The following is a 14,987-nucleotide window of genomic DNA, read 5'->3' as shown; positions in this document are numbered from 1 at the left end:
CGCGCTGGCCCGTCCATCCGGCCGGGCCGGCTCCGTCTGTGTCTATTCCCATCGGAAGGAGAACGAGAGACATGAGCACCTCGCAGAAAAAGGCTGCGCCCGCCCCGGCGCAAACCGAAGAAAAGGCCGGCTTCAAGCCCAAGAAATCGGTGGCCCTGTCGGGCGTGGTCGCGGGCAACACCGCGCTGTGTACCGTGGGCCGCACGGGCAACGACCTGCACTACCGCGGCTATGACATCCTGGATTTCGCCGACGCAGCCGAGTTCGAAGAGATCGCTCACCTGCTGGTGCACGGCAAACTGCCCAACAAGGCCGAACTGAAGGCCTACAAAGAGAAGCTGCGTTCGCTGCGCGGGCTGCCGGCGCAGCTGCAGACCGCGCTGGAGTCGCTGCCCGCGGCCAGCCACCCCATGGACGTGATGCGCACCGCCGTATCCGTGCTGGGCTGCGTGCTGCCCGAGAAGGATGACCACAACACCCCGGGTGCGCGCGATATCGCCGACCGCCTGATGGCCAATCTGGGCTCGGCCCTGCTCTACTGGTACCACTACAGCCACAACGGCCGCATCATCGATGTGCAGACCGATGACGACAGCATCGGCGGCCACTTCCTGCACCTGCTGCATGGCCAGAAACCCAGCGATGACTGGGTGCGCGCCATGCACACCTCGCTCATCCTGTACGCCGAGCACGAGTTCAATGCCTCGACCTTCACCGGCCGCGTGATCGCCGGCACGGGTTCCGACATGTATTCGGCCATCACCGGCGCCATCGGCGCGCTGCGCGGCCCCAAGCACGGCGGCGCCAACGAAGTGGCCTTCGAAGTCCAGAAGCGCTACGACTCGCCCGACGAAGCCGAGGCCGACATCCGCCGCCGCGTCGAGAACAAGGAAGTGATCATCGGCTTTGGCCACCCGGTCTACACCATTTCCGACCCGCGCAACAAGGTCATCAAGGAAGTCGCCCGCAAGCTGTCCAAGAAAGCGGGCAGCACCAAGATGTTCGACATCGCCGAGCGCCTGGAGACCGTCATGTGGGACATCAAGAAGATGTTCCCCAACCTTGACTGGTTCTCGGCTGTGAGCTATCACATGATGGGCGTGCCCACCGCCATGTTCACGCCGCTGTTCGTGATCGCGCGCACGGCGGGCTGGTCGGCCCACATCATCGAGCAGCGCATCGACAACAAGATCATCCGGCCCACCGCCAACTACACCGGTCCGGAGAACCTGAAGTTCGTCCCGCTCGAAAAGCGCAAGTAAGTCCTTGATCCGGCGGGGCCATCCGGCCCCGCCCATGCATAGGGGGTTACGCTTCTATGTCCGCTTCCCCTCCCTCGGCCCGCCCGGACCAGGTCCTGGCCGACATCGCCGACTATGTCATCGGCGATGACATCCAAAGCCCGCTGGCCTTCGAAACGGCCCGCAACTGCCTGATCGACACCCTGGGCTGCGGCCTCGAGGCGCTCGAATACCCCGCCTGCAAAAAGCTGCTTGGCCCCATCGTGCCGGGCACGGTCGTGCCCAACGGCGCCAAGGTGCCCGGCACCTCGTTCCAGCTCGATCCCGTCCAGGCGGCCTTCAATATCGGCGCCATGATCCGCTGGCTGGATTTCAACGACACCTGGCTGGCAGCCGAATGGGGCCATCCGTCGGACAATCTGGGCGGGATCCTGGCCACCGCCGATTGGCTCTCGCGCAGCGCCGTGGCGGCCGGCAAGCCGGCCCTGACCATGCGTGACGTGCTTGCCGCCATGATCAAGGCGCACGAAATCCAGGGTTGCCTGGCGCTGGAAAACGCCTTCAACAAAGTAGGGCTGGATCACGTCGTGCTGGTCAAGGTCGCCACCACGGCCGTGGTGGCGCGGATGCTGGGCCTGTCGCGCGATGAAATCATCAATGCCGTCTCCCTGGCCTGGGTGGATGGACAGAGCCTGCGGACCTACCGCCACGCCCCCAACACAGGCAGCCGCAAGAGCTGGGCGGCGGGCGACGCCACCAGCCGCGGCGTCCAGCTGGCACTCATCGCCAGAACGGGCGAAATGGGCTACCCCACCGTGCTGACGGCCAAGACCTGGGGCTTTTACGACGTGCTGTTCAAGGGCCAGCCCTTCCGCTTCCAGCGGCCCTATGGCAGCTACGTGATGGAAAACGTCCTGTTCAAGATCTCGTACCCGGCCGAGTTCCACGCCCAGACCGCGGTGGAATGTGCCATGCAGATCCACCAACAGCTCAAGGCCACGGGCCGCTCGGCCCAGGATATCCGGCGTATCACGATACGCACGCACGAGGCCTGCCTGCGCATCATCGACAAGCAAGGGCCGCTCACCAATCCCGCCGACCGCGACCACTGCATCCAGTACATGGTGGCCGTGCCGGTGCTCTTCGGACGGCTCACGGCAGCCGACTACGAGGATTCGGCGGCCGCCGACCCCCGCATCGATGCGCTGCGGGCGCGCATCCTGTGCATCGAAGACCCGGCTTTCACCCGCGACTACCACGACCCCGACAAACGCTCGATCGCCAATGCCCTGACCGTGGAGTTCAATGACGGCAGCCGGCTCGATGAGGTCGTCTGCGAGTATCCCGTCGGCCACAAGCGCCGCCGCGCCGAAGGCAAGCCCCTGCTGGAAGCGAAATTCCGCCGCAACCTGGCGCGCATGCTGCCCGCGCGCCAGCAGCAGCGCATCCTGGACGTCTCGCTCGACCCGCAGCGGCTGGAAGCCATGCCGGTGCATGAATATGTCGACCTCTATGTGATCTGACTCCGCTTTTCTGTCGCCTACAATGGCGTGTTTTCGAATAAGGACGCGCACCATGGGCATGCTTTGGGTCAAGACTTTTCACATCGTCTTCATTGCTTCGTGGTTCGCGGGGCTGTTCTACCTGCCACGCATCTTCGTGAACCTGGCGCAGCAATCCGACCCCGCCATCCAGGCCTGTCTGCTGGGCATGGCACGCCGCCTCTACCGCTTCATGACCATCCTCGCCGTGCCTGCCATTCTGCTGGGCCTGTGGCTCTATGTCGGCTATCGCATTGGCGTCGGTCCGGGCAACGGCTGGATGCATGCCAAGCTTTTCCTGGTGCTTTTGCTCATCGGCTACCATCACGCCTGCGGTGTGATGCTGCGCAAGTTCGAACAGGGGCGCAACACGCGCTCGCACAAGTTTTATCGCTGGTTCAACGAGGTTCCCGTCTTGCTGCTCGTGGTGGTGGTGGCGCTCGTCGTCCTCAAGCCATTTTGATTGCCTAGCCGACCAAGGCCTTCCCGTATGTCCCAAGATGCAAACGACCGCCCGCGCAAGACGCTGACGATCAAAGCCAAGCCCGCCCCTGCCAAGGACGAGCAGAGCGACCGCCCCTCCCGCAAGCGCAGCGGCGCGCGGGCACGCCAGGCCGCGCAGATCGAACGCGCCCAGCAGGCCCACAAGCGCCCCGGCGACCCGCCGCCGCGCACGCCCGAGACCGAGGCCGGCTATGCCGAACGCCCGGCCCAGCGGCGCAAGCCCCTGCCCTATGCTTCGGCCGAGCGCGGCACGCGCTCGCGCGGCGATGACGGGGCGGGGGAAAACCGGCGCCGCAGCGGCATGGGCGTGGTGCGCGCCGAGCCGGCGCCGGACTGGGATGATGTTTTCGCGGCGGAGGACGCACCCGTCAGCGACACGCCCCAGGCCCAGCGCCGGCCGCGCCATCCGGGCCGCCAGGCCGAGACCTTCCGCTGCTACGCCCCCTGCCCCCAGGGGCTGGAAGAGGCGCTGACCGCGGAAATGCAGGCGCTGGGCTTTGATGACGCCCAGGCCGGCCGCGCGGGCTGCGCCTTCAGCACCGACTGGTCCGGCATCCAGCGCGCCAACCTCTATTCCCGGCTGGCCACCCGCATCCTGGTGCAGGTGGGCCAGGGCGATCTCGACCACGAGGACGACCTGCTCGACCTGGCCTACAGCGTGCCATGGGAGCGCTGGTTCGGGCCCGAGGACACCCTGCGGGTGGACACCTCGGCCATCAAGAGCCCGGTCCACAGCCTGCAATACTGCAATCTGCGCGTCAAAGACGGCATCTGCGACCGCCTGCGCGATCGCGAGGGCGCGCGTCCCAGCATCGACACCGTGCGGCCCGATGCCCGGGTGCAGCTCTTCATGGAAGGCACGCACGCCACGCTCTACCTGGACACCTCGGGCGAATCCCTGTTCAAGCGCGGCTGGCGCCTGGACAAGGGCGAAGCGCCCTTGCGCGAGAACCTGGCCGCCGGCATGCTGGCGCTGGCGGGCTGGGACCCGGCCGCGCCGCTGGTCGATCCCTTCTGCGGCAGCGGCACCATCCTGATCGAAGCCGCGTGGATCGCGCTGGGCGTGCCGCCCGGCATCTCGCGTCCCTTCGGCTTCGAGCGCATGCGCCAGCACGATGCGCGCCGCTGGCGCGATCTCAAGGACGACGCCCGCTCGCGCATCCGCACCCAGCTGGATACGCCCATCGTCGGCTATGACATCGACGAGCGCGCCATCGAGTTCGCGCGCGCCAACGCCGAGCGAGCCTGGTTGACCGACGAGACCATCCGCTTCGAGGTCGGCGATGCGCGCCACATCCAGGCCCCGGCCAGCGAAGGCTGGATCGTCACCAACCCGCCCTACGGCGAGCGCATGGAGATCGCCGACGAGTTCTGGCGCGAATGGTCAGCCTGCCTGAAGCGCCAGTTTGCCGGCTGGCAGGCCCATGTGATCTCCAGCGACATGAAGCTGCCGCAGCGCATGCGCCTCAAGCCGGTGCGCCGCATCCCGCTGCACAATGGTTCGCTGGACTGCCGCCTGTTTGCCTTCGAACTGGTGCCGGCGGGCTACCGCGATGGCGCCGGCGGCACGGTTTAGACGGATTTGGCGGGGTATGGGCGGCGCGGCTGCGCCCGCAAGTTGTAAAACTGCTGCAATGCCGCAACATTAAGGTGCCTGGGTGGGCCACAGCGGCGCCGAATTGGGGCATTATCAGCACCAGGAAGGCGCATGTTGCACAGAAGCACGGCAAGGCTTGCATTGGTCTAGGGTAAACCCTATAATTCGGGTTAACCCTAGACACACAACAAGTCAGCCCAATGGAGGCTACCGTGATCAACCTGAACAACACCACCCGCCTGACCGACGAACTTGAACGCCAACTGATGCTGCAAGCGATGGAAGAACAATTCCGTCCGCATCCCCTGCGCGCCCTGGCCCATGGCCTGCGCAAGCTGGGCCACGGCATCAAGGCGCTGTTTGGCAAGACCGACTCGGCCGCGCACACCGCCGCCTGAGCCGCGGCCCCGGCAGGGGCTGCGCAGTAGCACCACAAGCTGTACCGAATTCAGGAATTGTTGTCAGTTTTCCCCTTGGGGGCTGCAAAGCCCCTTTTAAGACCCGCCCTAACCGGCGGGTTTTTTTTATCCGCGTTTTCCATTTCGCGGCGTCCGACCCCAAGATAAAAAGCCCGGCGCGGCCGAAGGCTTGCATAATACGCAGCCATGACCGCTACCCTCGCTCCCCGCCTCCCCGTGCCGGACACGCCCAGCCGCCTGCGCCGCTTCGCCTGCATGATGTACGAAGGCGTTCTGTTGTTCGGTGTCGTGTTCCTCGCCGGCTATCTCTTCGATACGCTGACACAGAGCCGCCATGCCCTGGCCTTGCGGCACGCCCGCCAGGCTTGGCTGTTCCTGGTCATCGGCGTCTATTTCGTGCTGTGCTGGCGCTACCGCGGGCAGACCCTGCCCATGAAGACCTGGCATATGCAGTTGGTGGACCGCGAGGGCCGCGTGCCTGGCCTGCCGACGCTGGCGCTGCGCTACCTGCTGCTGTGGCCCCTGCCGCTGGCGGGCGCGGGCCTGGTGGCGCTGGCCTCGCACCTCACCGGCTGGCCCTCGATGGACCTGTTCATCGTGGCCGCCCCCTTTGCCATCTTCATCCCGAGCTGGTTCGATCCCGAGGGGCAGTTCCTGCACGATCGCGTGCTCGGCACGCGCCTGCGCAATCTCGCTCCGGCAACGGCGTAACAGCCTCGTCACTGTTTTTTCATCCAGGCGTCATCTGTACCTGTTTTCATATCCTGGCCGTCTGCCCAGGAGGAAAACGCCGTGAACGAGATCCGCCCCAATCATTGGCGCACCCTGTGGATATCCGACATCCATCTGGGCACCGCGGGCTGCAAAGCCGATTTCCTGCTTGATTTCCTGGAGCACAACGACTGCGACACGCTATACCTGGTCGGCGACATCATCGACGGCTGGCAGTTGCGCAAGCATTGGCACTGGCCCCGGGCTCACAACGACGTTGTGCAGCGCATCCTGCGCAAGGCGCGCAATGGCACCCGGGTCATCTTCGTGCCCGGCAACCATGACGAGTTTGCCCGGGAGTTCGCCGGTTTCGCCTTCGGCGACATCGAGATCCTGGACGAAGACATCCATGTCACGGCCCAGGGCCGGCGCTTTCTGGTCCTGCACGGCGATCAGTTCGACGGCGTGATCCAGCACAGCAAGTGGCTGGCCCACCTCGGCGACAATCTCTACCAGCTCGCCCTGTGGATGAACAACCACTTCAACCGCCTGCGCCACCGCCTGGGCCTGCATTATTGGTCGCTCTCGCAATACCTCAAGCACAAGGTCAAGAATGCCGTGGCCTTTATTGACGACTTCGAGCAGACCCTCGCCACCGAGGCGCGGCGCCGCGGCCTGGACGGGGTAATCTGCGGCCATATCCACAAGCCCGCCATGCGCGAGGTCGACGGCGTGCTTTATTGCAACGATGGCGACTGGGTCGAGAGCCTCTCGGCCCTGGCCGAAGACCATGACGGCAACCTGCGCCTGCTGGACTGGGCCGGCCAGTTGGCCGAGCGGCCCGCCACGGCCGCGCCGCGCCGTTCCCTGGCGCTGCCGGCCCTGCCCTCGGCCCTGCGCCGCCAGGGGCGGCACCCGTAAATACCCTTATACGTCCCCCTTACGGATACGGGAATGTTGCAGTTCCCGCCCCTCTCGTTCATGCTTGTAGCCGCGGTCACAGGAAGGCCGCTGCCGGGCCGGCCCGAGGCAAGATGGATTGCCAGCGCTCCGGCTTAGGGGCATTCCTGCCACTCGTTGCCACCGAGCTCACAACAAAGGGCCATGAACGACCAATATCAGGCGCTCTACCAATCTTTCCGCTGGCTGGTTCCGACGCAATTCAATATTGCGGAAGTCTGTTGCCACCGCTGGGCCACCAGCAGTGCCGACGCGCGCCGCATTGCCATCTTCTATGAAGACGAAGCCGGCAACCGCGAAGTCTGGACCTATGCCCGGCTTGCCGAGGCGGCAAACCAGCTGGCCCACGGGCTCACGAAGATGGGCGTGGAACGCGGCGATCGCGTCGGTGTCGTATTGGGGCAACGCCCCGAGACCGTCGTCGCCCATATGGCGATCTACAGCGTGGGCGCCGTGGTGCTGCCGCTATCGTCCCTGTTCGGCCCGGAAGCCCTGGAATCCCGCCTGCGCGACTCGGAGGCCCGGGTGGCCATCGTGGACGCGGCCTCCAGCGCCAATCTCATGGCCGTCAGCGACCACTGCCCGCAGCTGCAGCAGATCATCGGCATCGGCTTTGCCGACGAGCGCGTCCTGCCCTGGCGCAGCCTGCTGGCGCGCCAGCCCGGCGAGTTCAAGGCCGTCGCCACCCGCGCCAGCGACCCGGCCATCCTGCTCTATACCTCGGGCACCACCGGCGCGCCCAAGGGCGCCCTGCTGCCGCACAGCGTGCTGATCGGCAACCTGCCCGGCTTTGTCGCTTCGCAGGATTGGTTTCCCCGCCAGGGTGACGTGTTCTGGTCGCCCGCCGACTGGGCCTGGACGGGCGGGATGATGGACGCCCTGCTGCCCACTCTCTACTTCGGCCACCCCATCGTGGGCACCCGCGGCCGCTTCTCGCCCGAACGCGCCTTCGAGCTGATGGAGCGCTACCAGGTCACCAATACCTTTCTCTTCCCGACCGCCCTGAAGATGATGATGAAGTCGGTGCCCGACCCGCGCAGCCGCTACCGGCTGGCGCTGCGGGCCATCATGAGCGCGGGCGAGAGCGTGGGGGAGACGGTCTTCGCCTGGTGCGAAAGCGCCCTGGGCATCCAGCCCAACGAAATGTTCGGCCAGACCGAGATGAACTACATCGTCGGCAACAGCAACAAGCGCTGGCCGGCGCGCCCCGGCAGCATGGGCAAGCCCTACCCCGGCCATCATGTGGCCGTGATCGACGACCAGGGCCGGCCGGTCCCGCCCGGCCAGGTCGGCGAAGTGGCGCTCAACCGCCTGGACATCCATGGCTATCCCGACCCGGTGCTGTTCATCGGCTATTGGCGCAATGACGCCGCCACCGCCGACAAATACACCGGCGACTGGTGCCGCACGGGCGACCTCGCCACCGTCGACGCCGATGGCTATCTCTGGTACGCCGGCCGTGCCGATGACGTGTTCAAGTCGGCGGGCTACCGCATCGGGCCGGGCGAGATCGAAAACTGCCTGCTGTCCCATCCCGCCGTGGCCAATGCGGCCGTGGTGCCCAAGCCCGACCCGGAACGCGGTGCCCTGGTCAAGGCCTACGTGGTGCTCACGGAGGATTACCTGGGCCGCGACAGTAACGGCATCACCCAGGCGCTGCAGGAACATGTGCGCGGCCGCCTGGCGCCCTACGAATACCCCAAGGAAATCGAATACGTCACGCATCTGCCCATGACCACCACGGGCAAGATCCAGCGCGCCGTCCTCAGGCGCCTTGAACAGGAACGCGCCGCCGGCGGCAATCCCTGACCCCTGTTTCCCCGCTCGACTTCATGCCTATCTACCAGCTCGACGACTATATTCCCCGCATCGATCCCAGCGCCTATGTGGCCGACAGCGCCGACCTGATCGGCCAAGTCGTGCTTGAGGCCGGCGTGAGCATCTGGTCTCATGTCGCCATCCGCGCCGACAACGAGCCCATCGTCATCGGCGAGGGCAGCAATGTCCAGGAAGGCAGCGTGCTGCATGTAGACCGGGGCTGTCCCATGCATATCGGCCCCCATGTCACGGTGGGCCACCAGGCCATGCTCCATGGCTGCACTATCGAAAGCGGCGCCCTGATCGGCATGCAGGCCATCGTGCTGAACAATGCCGTGATCGGCAAGAACTGCCTGATCGGCGCGGGCGCCATCGTTCCCGAGGGCCGCCGCATCCCGGACAACTCGCTGGTGATCGGCATCGGCAAGATCGTCCGTGAACTGTCCCCCGAAGAAATCGCCGATATGCATGCCGGGACCCGGCACTATGTCGAACGCGGCCAGCACTACAAGACGGCCTTGAAGCGCATAGGGTGAAGCCGCCGGCCGGGCCGCCGATCAGCTAACATTCCGGCATGAGCGATTTACTCAAGAAATACCTCTTCGAGGCGCGCACCGTGCGCGTGCAATCCGTGCGCCTGCAAGACACCTGGAAACAGGCGCAATCCCATCAGCAATATCCCGAGGCCATCACCCGGCTGCTGGGCGAAATGGTCGCCGCCTCCACCCTGCTGGCGGCCAACATCAAGTTCGACGGCTCATTGGTCCTGCAGATCCAGGGCGACGGCCCGATCGCCCTCCTGGTGGTCGAATGCCGCTCGGACCTCAGCCTGCGCGCCACCGTCAAGGTGCGCGAGGGCCACGAAGTCCCCGCGGACGGCACCATGCAGTCCCTGCTCAACGCGCAGGGCGGCGGCCGCTTCATCGTGGTGCTCGATCCCGAGCGCAAGGTGCCCGGCCAGCAGCCCTACCAGGGCATCGTCCCACTCGAAGGCGAGACCGTGGCCGAGGCCCTGCAGCACTATATGAAGGCTTCCGAGCAGCTCGATACCCGCCTGTGGCTGGCCGCCGACGGCCAGGTCGCGGCCGGCCTGCTGATTCAGCGCCTGCCCGACCAGGGCGGAAACGAGGCCGAGCAGCAAGCCCCGGGCGAAGCCTGGAACCGCGCGCTGCACCTGGCCGGCACGGTCAGCCAGCAAGAGCTGCTGGCCACCGATGTGGATACGCTGATCCACCGCCTGTTCTGGGAAGAAACGCTGATCGCCTTTGAGCCCGCGCCGGTGCGCTGGTTCTGCCCCTGCACGCGCGAGCGCGTGGCCGGCATGCTGCGCACCCTGGGCCAGGCCGAAGTCCAGGACATCCTGGCCGAGCAAGGCCAGGTCGAAGTGCATTGCGACTTCTGCGGCAAGCCCTATCTTTTCGACAGCGTCGATTGCGCGGGCCTGTTCGCCGCCGCGTCCCCCCACCGCGAGCAGGACCCGCCCACGGTCCACTGACGCGCGTAGCTTCCACAATCGACGGCCTGGCCCGGCGGACCCATACTGCGGTCCATGTCGCCAGGCCTTTCTTCCAGCCATAGCCGCTCGCGCGGCCAGGCCGCCATCGAGTTCATCGTGGCGCTGCTGGCCCTGCTGCTGGCCGCCAGCGCACTCTACGAGGCCATGCAATGGCATCGCCAGCGGCAGCTGCTCTACCTCGCCCTCATCGAGGCGGCACGGGCCGGCAGCGTCTCGCACCTGCGCCCCGAAGCCATGGCGCGCGCCTTCGAGGCCGCCCTGGCGCCGCTGTGGCATGCCTCCCATCATCGGGCGGCCCGGGCAGCCGGCCTGCCGCCCTGGCGCCTGGAGGTCCTGCAGCCGACCGAGGCACACTACCGCCGCCACGGCCAGCGCCTGCCCGGCCTGCCCGAGCCGGCCATCAACAACGACCACCAGGCCGAACAGGCCCGCGCCCGCCCGGGCCCGCCCACCATCCACGAGGCCAATACGCTGCGCCTGCGGCTGACCTATGCCAGCGCTCCGGCCACCAGCCTGCTGGCGGCCCTGCTGCCCGGCCTGGCGCCGCTGGCCGGCGATGCGTGCCGGCATGCCCTCCTGGCCGGCGGCTGGCTGGCCCTGAGGCTGGAGTTATCGATGGAAATGCACAGCCATCCTGTGCGCTGGCCCGAAACCACAGGCGTGCACACGCGCAGCCGCCCTTGCGGCTGAGGAGGCAAGGATCAGCGCCGCTGCGTTGTCGCCGCGCCGGCCACGCCCGGCTTGGGCGGCGGCTTGGGCGCCGTAGCCTGCGGGATGGCGTTGGCCGAAGGCAGCGGCGTGCCGGGGGGCAGCACGTGCACGAAGACCTCGCCCTCGCGCATCATGCCCAGGTCGCCGCGGGCGCGCTCCTCGAGCGCGCCCTGGCCGCTATCCAGGTCCCGCACTTCGGCCTCGAGGGCCGCATTGCGGGCGCGCAGGCCCTCGTTGACCTCACGCTGGGCCGCCACCTCGCGCTGGTAATCCCAAACCTTGAACCATCCGCCTTTGCCTAGCCAAAGCGGATACTGGATCAGACCGACCAGCACGAGGAGCACCAGGAACAACAGGCGCATAAAGCGGGCACCCAGGTTTAGCGGAGACGGACGCTAGATAACATGAACCGGGGCTTGCCGCCCCGGCACGGACATCAACGCAGGTTGTAGAACGCTTCGATGCCGGGATACGAGGCGACTTCGGCCAGTTCTTCCTCGATGCGCAGCAACTGGTTGTACTTGGCCATGCGATCCGAACGGGACAGCGAACCGGTCTTGATCTGCATGGCGTTGGTCGCCACGGCAATATCGGCGATGGTCGAATCCTCGGTCTCGCCCGAACGGTGCGACACGACGGCGGTGTAGCCGGCGCGCTTGGCCATTTCGATGGCGGCGAAGGTTTCGGTCAGGGTGCCGATCTGGTTGATCTTGATGAGGATGGAGTTGGCCACCCCTTTCTGGATGCCTTCGCGCAGGATGCGCGTGTTGGTGACGAACAGGTCGTCGCCCACCAGCTGGACCTTCTTGCCCAGCTGCTCGGTCAGCAGCTTCCAGCCATCCCAGTCGTTTTCGGCCATGCCGTCCTCGATCGAGATGATGGGGTACTTGTCGCACCAGGTCGCCAGGAGGTTGGCGAACTCCTGCGAGGACAGCGACACGCCGCCTTCACCGGCCAGGGTGTACTTGCCGTCGCGGAAGAATTCCGAGCTGGCGCAATCCAGGCCCAGGGCGATCTGCGTGCCCGGCTCGTAGCCGGCCTCGGTGATAGCCTTGAGGATCAGCTGGATGGCCGCTTCGTGGTTGGCGACGTTGGGAGCGAAACCGCCCTCGTCGCCCACGGCGGTCGACATGCCCTGGCCATGGATCAGCTTCTTGAGCATGTGGAAGACTTCGGCGCCCCAGCGCAGGGCTTCACGGAAGCTGGCCGCGCCCACCGGCAGGATCATGAACTCCTGCAGGTCGAGCGTGTTGTTGGCGTGCGCGCCGCCGTTGATGACGTTCATCATCGGCACGGGCATGCTCATGGGGCCGCTGCCGCCGAAATAGCGGTAGAGCGACAGGCCGGACTCGTCGGCGGCCGCGCGCGCCACGGCCATGCTGGCGGCCAGGATGGCGTTGGCGCCCAGGCGCTCTTTGCTGTCGGTGCCGTCCAGCTCGATCAGCGTGCGATCCACGAAGGTCTGTTCCTGGGCGTCCAGGCCCATCAGCGCCTCGGAGATTTCGGTATTCAGGTTCTCGACGGCGCGCAGCACGCCCTTGCCGAGGTAGCGGCCCTTGTCGCCGTCGCGCAGCTCGATGGCTTCGCGCGCGCCCGTGGAAGCGCCCGACGGCACGGCGGCGCGGCCCATGGCGCCGGACTCCAGCAGCACGTCACATTCGACGGTGGGGTTGCCGCGCGAATCCAGAATTTCGCGGCCGATGATATCGACGATTGCACTCATTATTTACATTCCCTGAACGATGAACATATTCATGACGGCCGCGCCTTCGCGGGCATTGCGGGCGCGGCGATACTGCCAGGAGTCATAGAAGGCCCGGGCGGCGGCCATGGTCGGAAATTCCAGGACCACGGTGCGGCCCGGCTTGCGGCCCTCAAGGTGCTCGGAATCGCCGCCGCGCACGAGGATCTTGGCGTCGTAGGCCCGGATGGCGAGCGTGGACAGACGCTTGTACTCCTCATACTGCGCTGGTTTGGTCACCGTGACCTCGGCGATCAGATAAGCACTCATGCACTTCCTTTCAGACAATTTTTGGGACGGAGCGGCGGGAAAGCATCCGCCCTGCTCCGCATGATAGCCAGGGAAACCGCCCGGGACACCTCTTGGTTGTATCCGAAAGATGCATCCCGGCGGTAACACGGCTGGCGGGGAGCCCGGAAGCCCCTTTTTTTCAGGCCTTCTGGCCGCGACGAGTCTTGTTCTCGAGCGCCGCGCGGATATAGCTCGAAAAGAGCGGATGGCCGTCGCGGGGCGTGGAGGTGAACTCGGGATGGAACTGCACCCCCACGAACCACGGGTGGTTGGGCAGCTCCATCATCTCGGGCAGGTTTTCCGTCGGCGTGCGGGCGCTGATCACCAGGCCGGCCTCTTCGAGACGAGGCACGTAGACGTTGTTGACCTCGTAGCGATGGCGGTGGCGCTCATTGACCTCATCGCCATAGATGGCCTGAGCCAGCGTGCCGGCCTTGATGGGGCAGCGCTGGGCACCCTTGCGCATGGTGCCGCCCAGGTCGGAGGTGTTGTCACGCTTCTCGACCTTGCCCTCACGGTCCATCCACTCGGTGATCAGCGCCACCACGGGGTGCGGGGCCGAGGGATCGAACTCGGTGCTGTTGGCCCCGCCCAGGCCGGCGACATGGCGCGCGAACTCGATCACAGCCAGTTGCATACCCAGGCAGATGCCCAGATAGGGCACGCCGTTTTCACGGGCGTAGCGGATGGCGGCGATCTTGCCTTCGGTGCCGCGCTTGCCAAAGCCGCCCGGCACCAGGATGGCGTCCAGGTGCTGCAGCTGCTCGGTGCCGCGGGTCTCGATGTCCTCGGAGTCGATGTACTCGATCTTGACCTTGGAGCGCGTATGGATGCCGGCGTGGACCAGGGCCTCGCTCAGCGATTTGTACGACTCGGTCAGATCGACATACTTGCCGACCATGCCGATGGTGACTTCGTGCTGCGGGTGCTCCAGCGCGTCGACCAGGTTGTCCCACATGGCCAGGTCGGCCGGCGGCGGCGTCAGGCCCAGCGCTTCGCAGACAATGTTGTCCACGCCCTGCTGGTGCAGCATGGCCGGAATCTTGTAGATCGAATCCACGTCCCACACCGAGATGACGGCATCCAGCGGCACGTTGGAGAACATGGAGATCTTGGCGCGCTCGTCGTCGGGGATGCGGCGATCGGCGCGGCACAGCAGCACATTGGGGTAGATGCCGATTTCACGCAGCTTCTGCACCGAGTGCTGGGTGGGTTTGGTCTTGAGCTCGCCAGCCGAGGCGATGTAGGGCACCAGCGTCAGGTGCACGAAGGCGGCATTGTTGCGGCCCAGGCGCAAGCTCATCTGGCGCGCGGCCTCCAGGAAGGGCAGCGATTCGATATCGCCCACGGTGCCGCCGATCTCGACGATGGCGACATCGGTGTGGCCCTGCCAGGCGGCGTCGGCGCCGCGTGCCACGAAATCCTGGATCTCATTGGTGATGTGCGGGATCACCTGGACGGTCTTGCCCAGATAATCGCCCCGCCGCTCCTTGCGCAGCACCGATTCATAGATCTGGCCGGTGGTGAAGTTGTTCACCTTGCGCATCTTGGCCGAGATGAAACGCTCGTAGTGGCCCAGATCCAGGTCGGTCTCGGCGCCGTCCTCGGTCACGAACACCTCTCCGTGCTGGAAGGGGCTCATGGTGCCGGGATCGACGTTGATGTAGGGGTCCAGCTTTAGCAGGGTGACTTGCAGACCGCGCGATTCGAGGATCGCGGCGAGAGACGCGGCGGCGATACCCTTGCCCAGGGAGGACACCACACCGCCGGTGACAAATACGTATTTGGTCATCGTTAGTGGCGCCCGGGATGAGCGGGCGCTAGCGGGAAATTTGGATTATACCTGTGTGGCGCCCGATGCTTGGGTTTTCCCTTACATCCGGGAACGGCGGCGGCCGGCGCGCGCCGGTAGCGGCGCGCCGCGCTTGCTCGACTTT

15 protein-coding genes are annotated in these 14,987 nt (G+C 66.0%); 11 read left to right on the top strand and 4 right to left on the bottom strand.

Annotated elements, in window-relative coordinates; translation table 11 throughout:
• The first annotated feature begins 71 nt into the window (after positions 1 to 71).
• The 11 genes from prpC to AXA74_RS09995 all read left to right on the top strand — a co-directional run bounded on the left by prpC (position 72) and on the right by AXA74_RS09995 (position 10,997).
• Positions 72 to 1,262 carry a bifunctional 2-methylcitrate synthase/citrate synthase gene (gene prpC, locus AXA74_RS10045; protein WP_029578649.1) on the top strand — a complete coding sequence of 397 codons (1,191 nt, stop codon included), beginning with the start codon at positions 72 to 74 and terminating at the stop codon, positions 1,260 to 1,262.
• A 56-nt stretch (positions 1,263 to 1,318) separates the two neighbouring features.
• Positions 1,319 to 2,764, top strand: coding sequence for a bifunctional 2-methylcitrate dehydratase/aconitate hydratase (locus AXA74_RS10040; RefSeq protein WP_032978288.1), 1,446 nt, complete (start codon positions 1,319 to 1,321; stop codon positions 2,762 to 2,764).
• Between the two features lie 58 nt (positions 2,765 to 2,822).
• Complete coding sequence (locus AXA74_RS10035) at positions 2,823 to 3,245, top strand: CopD family protein (protein WP_029578651.1); 423 nt, start codon at positions 2,823 to 2,825, stop codon at positions 3,243 to 3,245.
• Positions 3,246 to 3,272: 27 nt separating this feature from the next.
• Positions 3,273 to 4,862, top strand: coding sequence for a THUMP domain-containing class I SAM-dependent RNA methyltransferase (locus AXA74_RS10030; protein WP_032978291.1), 1,590 nt, complete (start codon positions 3,273 to 3,275; stop codon positions 4,860 to 4,862).
• Between the two features lie 221 nt (positions 4,863 to 5,083).
• Positions 5,084 to 5,281, top strand: coding sequence for a hypothetical protein (locus AXA74_RS10025; protein WP_029578653.1), 198 nt, complete (start codon positions 5,084 to 5,086; stop codon positions 5,279 to 5,281).
• A gap of 207 nt (positions 5,282 to 5,488) precedes the next feature.
• On the top strand, positions 5,489 to 6,013 hold the full coding sequence (locus tag AXA74_RS10020; protein ID WP_029578654.1) for an RDD family protein: 525 nt from the start codon (positions 5,489 to 5,491) through the stop codon (positions 6,011 to 6,013).
• An 81-nt stretch (positions 6,014 to 6,094) separates the two neighbouring features.
• The gene (locus AXA74_RS10015; RefSeq protein WP_032957195.1) at positions 6,095 to 6,934 is read left to right on the top strand and encodes a UDP-2,3-diacylglucosamine diphosphatase; all 840 of its coding nucleotides are present in this window, start codon (positions 6,095 to 6,097) and stop codon (positions 6,932 to 6,934) included.
• A gap of 183 nt (positions 6,935 to 7,117) precedes the next feature.
• A complete protein-coding gene (locus AXA74_RS10010) occupies positions 7,118 to 8,782 on the top strand; it encodes an acyl-CoA synthetase (protein WP_029578656.1) in 1,665 nt (554 codons plus the stop codon).
• Positions 8,783 to 8,805: 23 nt separating this feature from the next.
• Complete coding sequence (locus AXA74_RS10005) at positions 8,806 to 9,327, top strand: gamma carbonic anhydrase family protein (RefSeq protein ID WP_029578657.1); 522 nt, start codon at positions 8,806 to 8,808, stop codon at positions 9,325 to 9,327.
• Positions 9,328 to 9,365: 38 nt separating this feature from the next.
• Positions 9,366 to 10,286 (top strand): Hsp33 family molecular chaperone HslO, encoded by a 921-nt coding sequence (hslO, locus tag AXA74_RS10000; protein ID WP_032957198.1) that lies wholly within the window; start codon positions 9,366 to 9,368, stop codon positions 10,284 to 10,286.
• Between the two features lie 54 nt (positions 10,287 to 10,340).
• Positions 10,341 to 10,997 carry a hypothetical protein gene (locus tag AXA74_RS09995; protein ID WP_051593918.1) on the top strand — a complete coding sequence of 219 codons (657 nt, stop codon included), beginning with the start codon at positions 10,341 to 10,343 and terminating at the stop codon, positions 10,995 to 10,997.
• Between the two features lie 11 nt (positions 10,998 to 11,008).
• On the opposite strand, the gene ftsB is transcribed toward AXA74_RS09995, so the two are convergent.
• The 4 genes from ftsB to AXA74_RS09975 all read right to left on the bottom strand — a co-directional run bounded on the left by ftsB (position 11,009) and on the right by AXA74_RS09975 (position 14,842).
• Positions 11,009 to 11,380: a cell division protein FtsB gene (ftsB, locus tag AXA74_RS09990; protein ID WP_029578660.1), complete on the bottom strand. Its 372-nt coding sequence runs from the start codon at positions 11,378 to 11,380 to the stop codon at positions 11,009 to 11,011.
• 74 nt (positions 11,381 to 11,454) lie between these two features.
• Entirely contained in the window at positions 11,455 to 12,741 is a 1,287-nt protein-coding gene (gene eno, locus AXA74_RS09985) for a phosphopyruvate hydratase (protein ID WP_029578661.1), read from the bottom strand.
• Positions 12,742 to 12,744: 3 nt separating this feature from the next.
• Positions 12,745 to 13,029: a DUF1330 domain-containing protein gene (locus tag AXA74_RS09980; protein ID WP_029578662.1), complete on the bottom strand. Its 285-nt coding sequence runs from the start codon at positions 13,027 to 13,029 to the stop codon at positions 12,745 to 12,747.
• A gap of 160 nt (positions 13,030 to 13,189) precedes the next feature.
• Entirely contained in the window at positions 13,190 to 14,842 is a 1,653-nt protein-coding gene (locus AXA74_RS09975) for a CTP synthase (RefSeq protein ID WP_029578663.1), read from the bottom strand.
• Positions 14,843 to 14,987: the final 145 nt, after the last annotated feature.

Source organism: Bordetella hinzii LMG 13501 (genome assembly GCF_001548475.1).
In the GTDB taxonomy this organism is placed as follows: domain Bacteria; phylum Pseudomonadota; class Gammaproteobacteria; order Burkholderiales; family Burkholderiaceae_B; genus Bordetella; species Bordetella hinzii.
This window is presented reverse-complemented; position numbering and strand designations above follow the sequence as displayed.

Coding starts and splice junctions, on each gene's coding strand:
- prpC (WP_029578649.1), top strand. CDS start 72: ATGAGCACCTCGCAGAAAAAGGCTGCGCCCGCCCCGGCGCAAACCGAA.
- AXA74_RS10040 (WP_032978288.1), top strand. CDS start 1,319: ATGTCCGCTTCCCCTCCCTCGGCCCGCCCGGACCAGGTCCTGGCCGAC.
- AXA74_RS10035 (WP_029578651.1), top strand. CDS start 2,823: ATGCTTTGGGTCAAGACTTTTCACATCGTCTTCATTGCTTCGTGGTTC.
- AXA74_RS10030 (WP_032978291.1), top strand. CDS start 3,273: ATGTCCCAAGATGCAAACGACCGCCCGCGCAAGACGCTGACGATCAAA.
- AXA74_RS10025 (WP_029578653.1), top strand. CDS start 5,084: ATGGAGGCTACCGTGATCAACCTGAACAACACCACCCGCCTGACCGAC.
- AXA74_RS10020 (WP_029578654.1), top strand. CDS start 5,489: ATGACCGCTACCCTCGCTCCCCGCCTCCCCGTGCCGGACACGCCCAGC.
- AXA74_RS10010 (WP_029578656.1), top strand. CDS start 7,118: ATGAACGACCAATATCAGGCGCTCTACCAATCTTTCCGCTGGCTGGTT.
- AXA74_RS10005 (WP_029578657.1), top strand. CDS start 8,806: ATGCCTATCTACCAGCTCGACGACTATATTCCCCGCATCGATCCCAGC.
- hslO (WP_032957198.1), top strand. CDS start 9,366: ATGAGCGATTTACTCAAGAAATACCTCTTCGAGGCGCGCACCGTGCGC.
- AXA74_RS09995 (WP_051593918.1), top strand. CDS start 10,341: ATGTCGCCAGGCCTTTCTTCCAGCCATAGCCGCTCGCGCGGCCAGGCC.
- ftsB (WP_029578660.1), bottom strand. CDS start 11,380: ATGCGCCTGTTGTTCCTGGTGCTCCTCGTGCTGGTCGGTCTGATCCAG.
- eno (WP_029578661.1), bottom strand. CDS start 12,741: ATGAGTGCAATCGTCGATATCATCGGCCGCGAAATTCTGGATTCGCGC.
- AXA74_RS09980 (WP_029578662.1), bottom strand. CDS start 13,029: ATGAGTGCTTATCTGATCGCCGAGGTCACGGTGACCAAACCAGCGCAG.
- AXA74_RS09975 (WP_029578663.1), bottom strand. CDS start 14,842: ATGACCAAATACGTATTTGTCACCGGCGGTGTGGTGTCCTCCCTGGGC.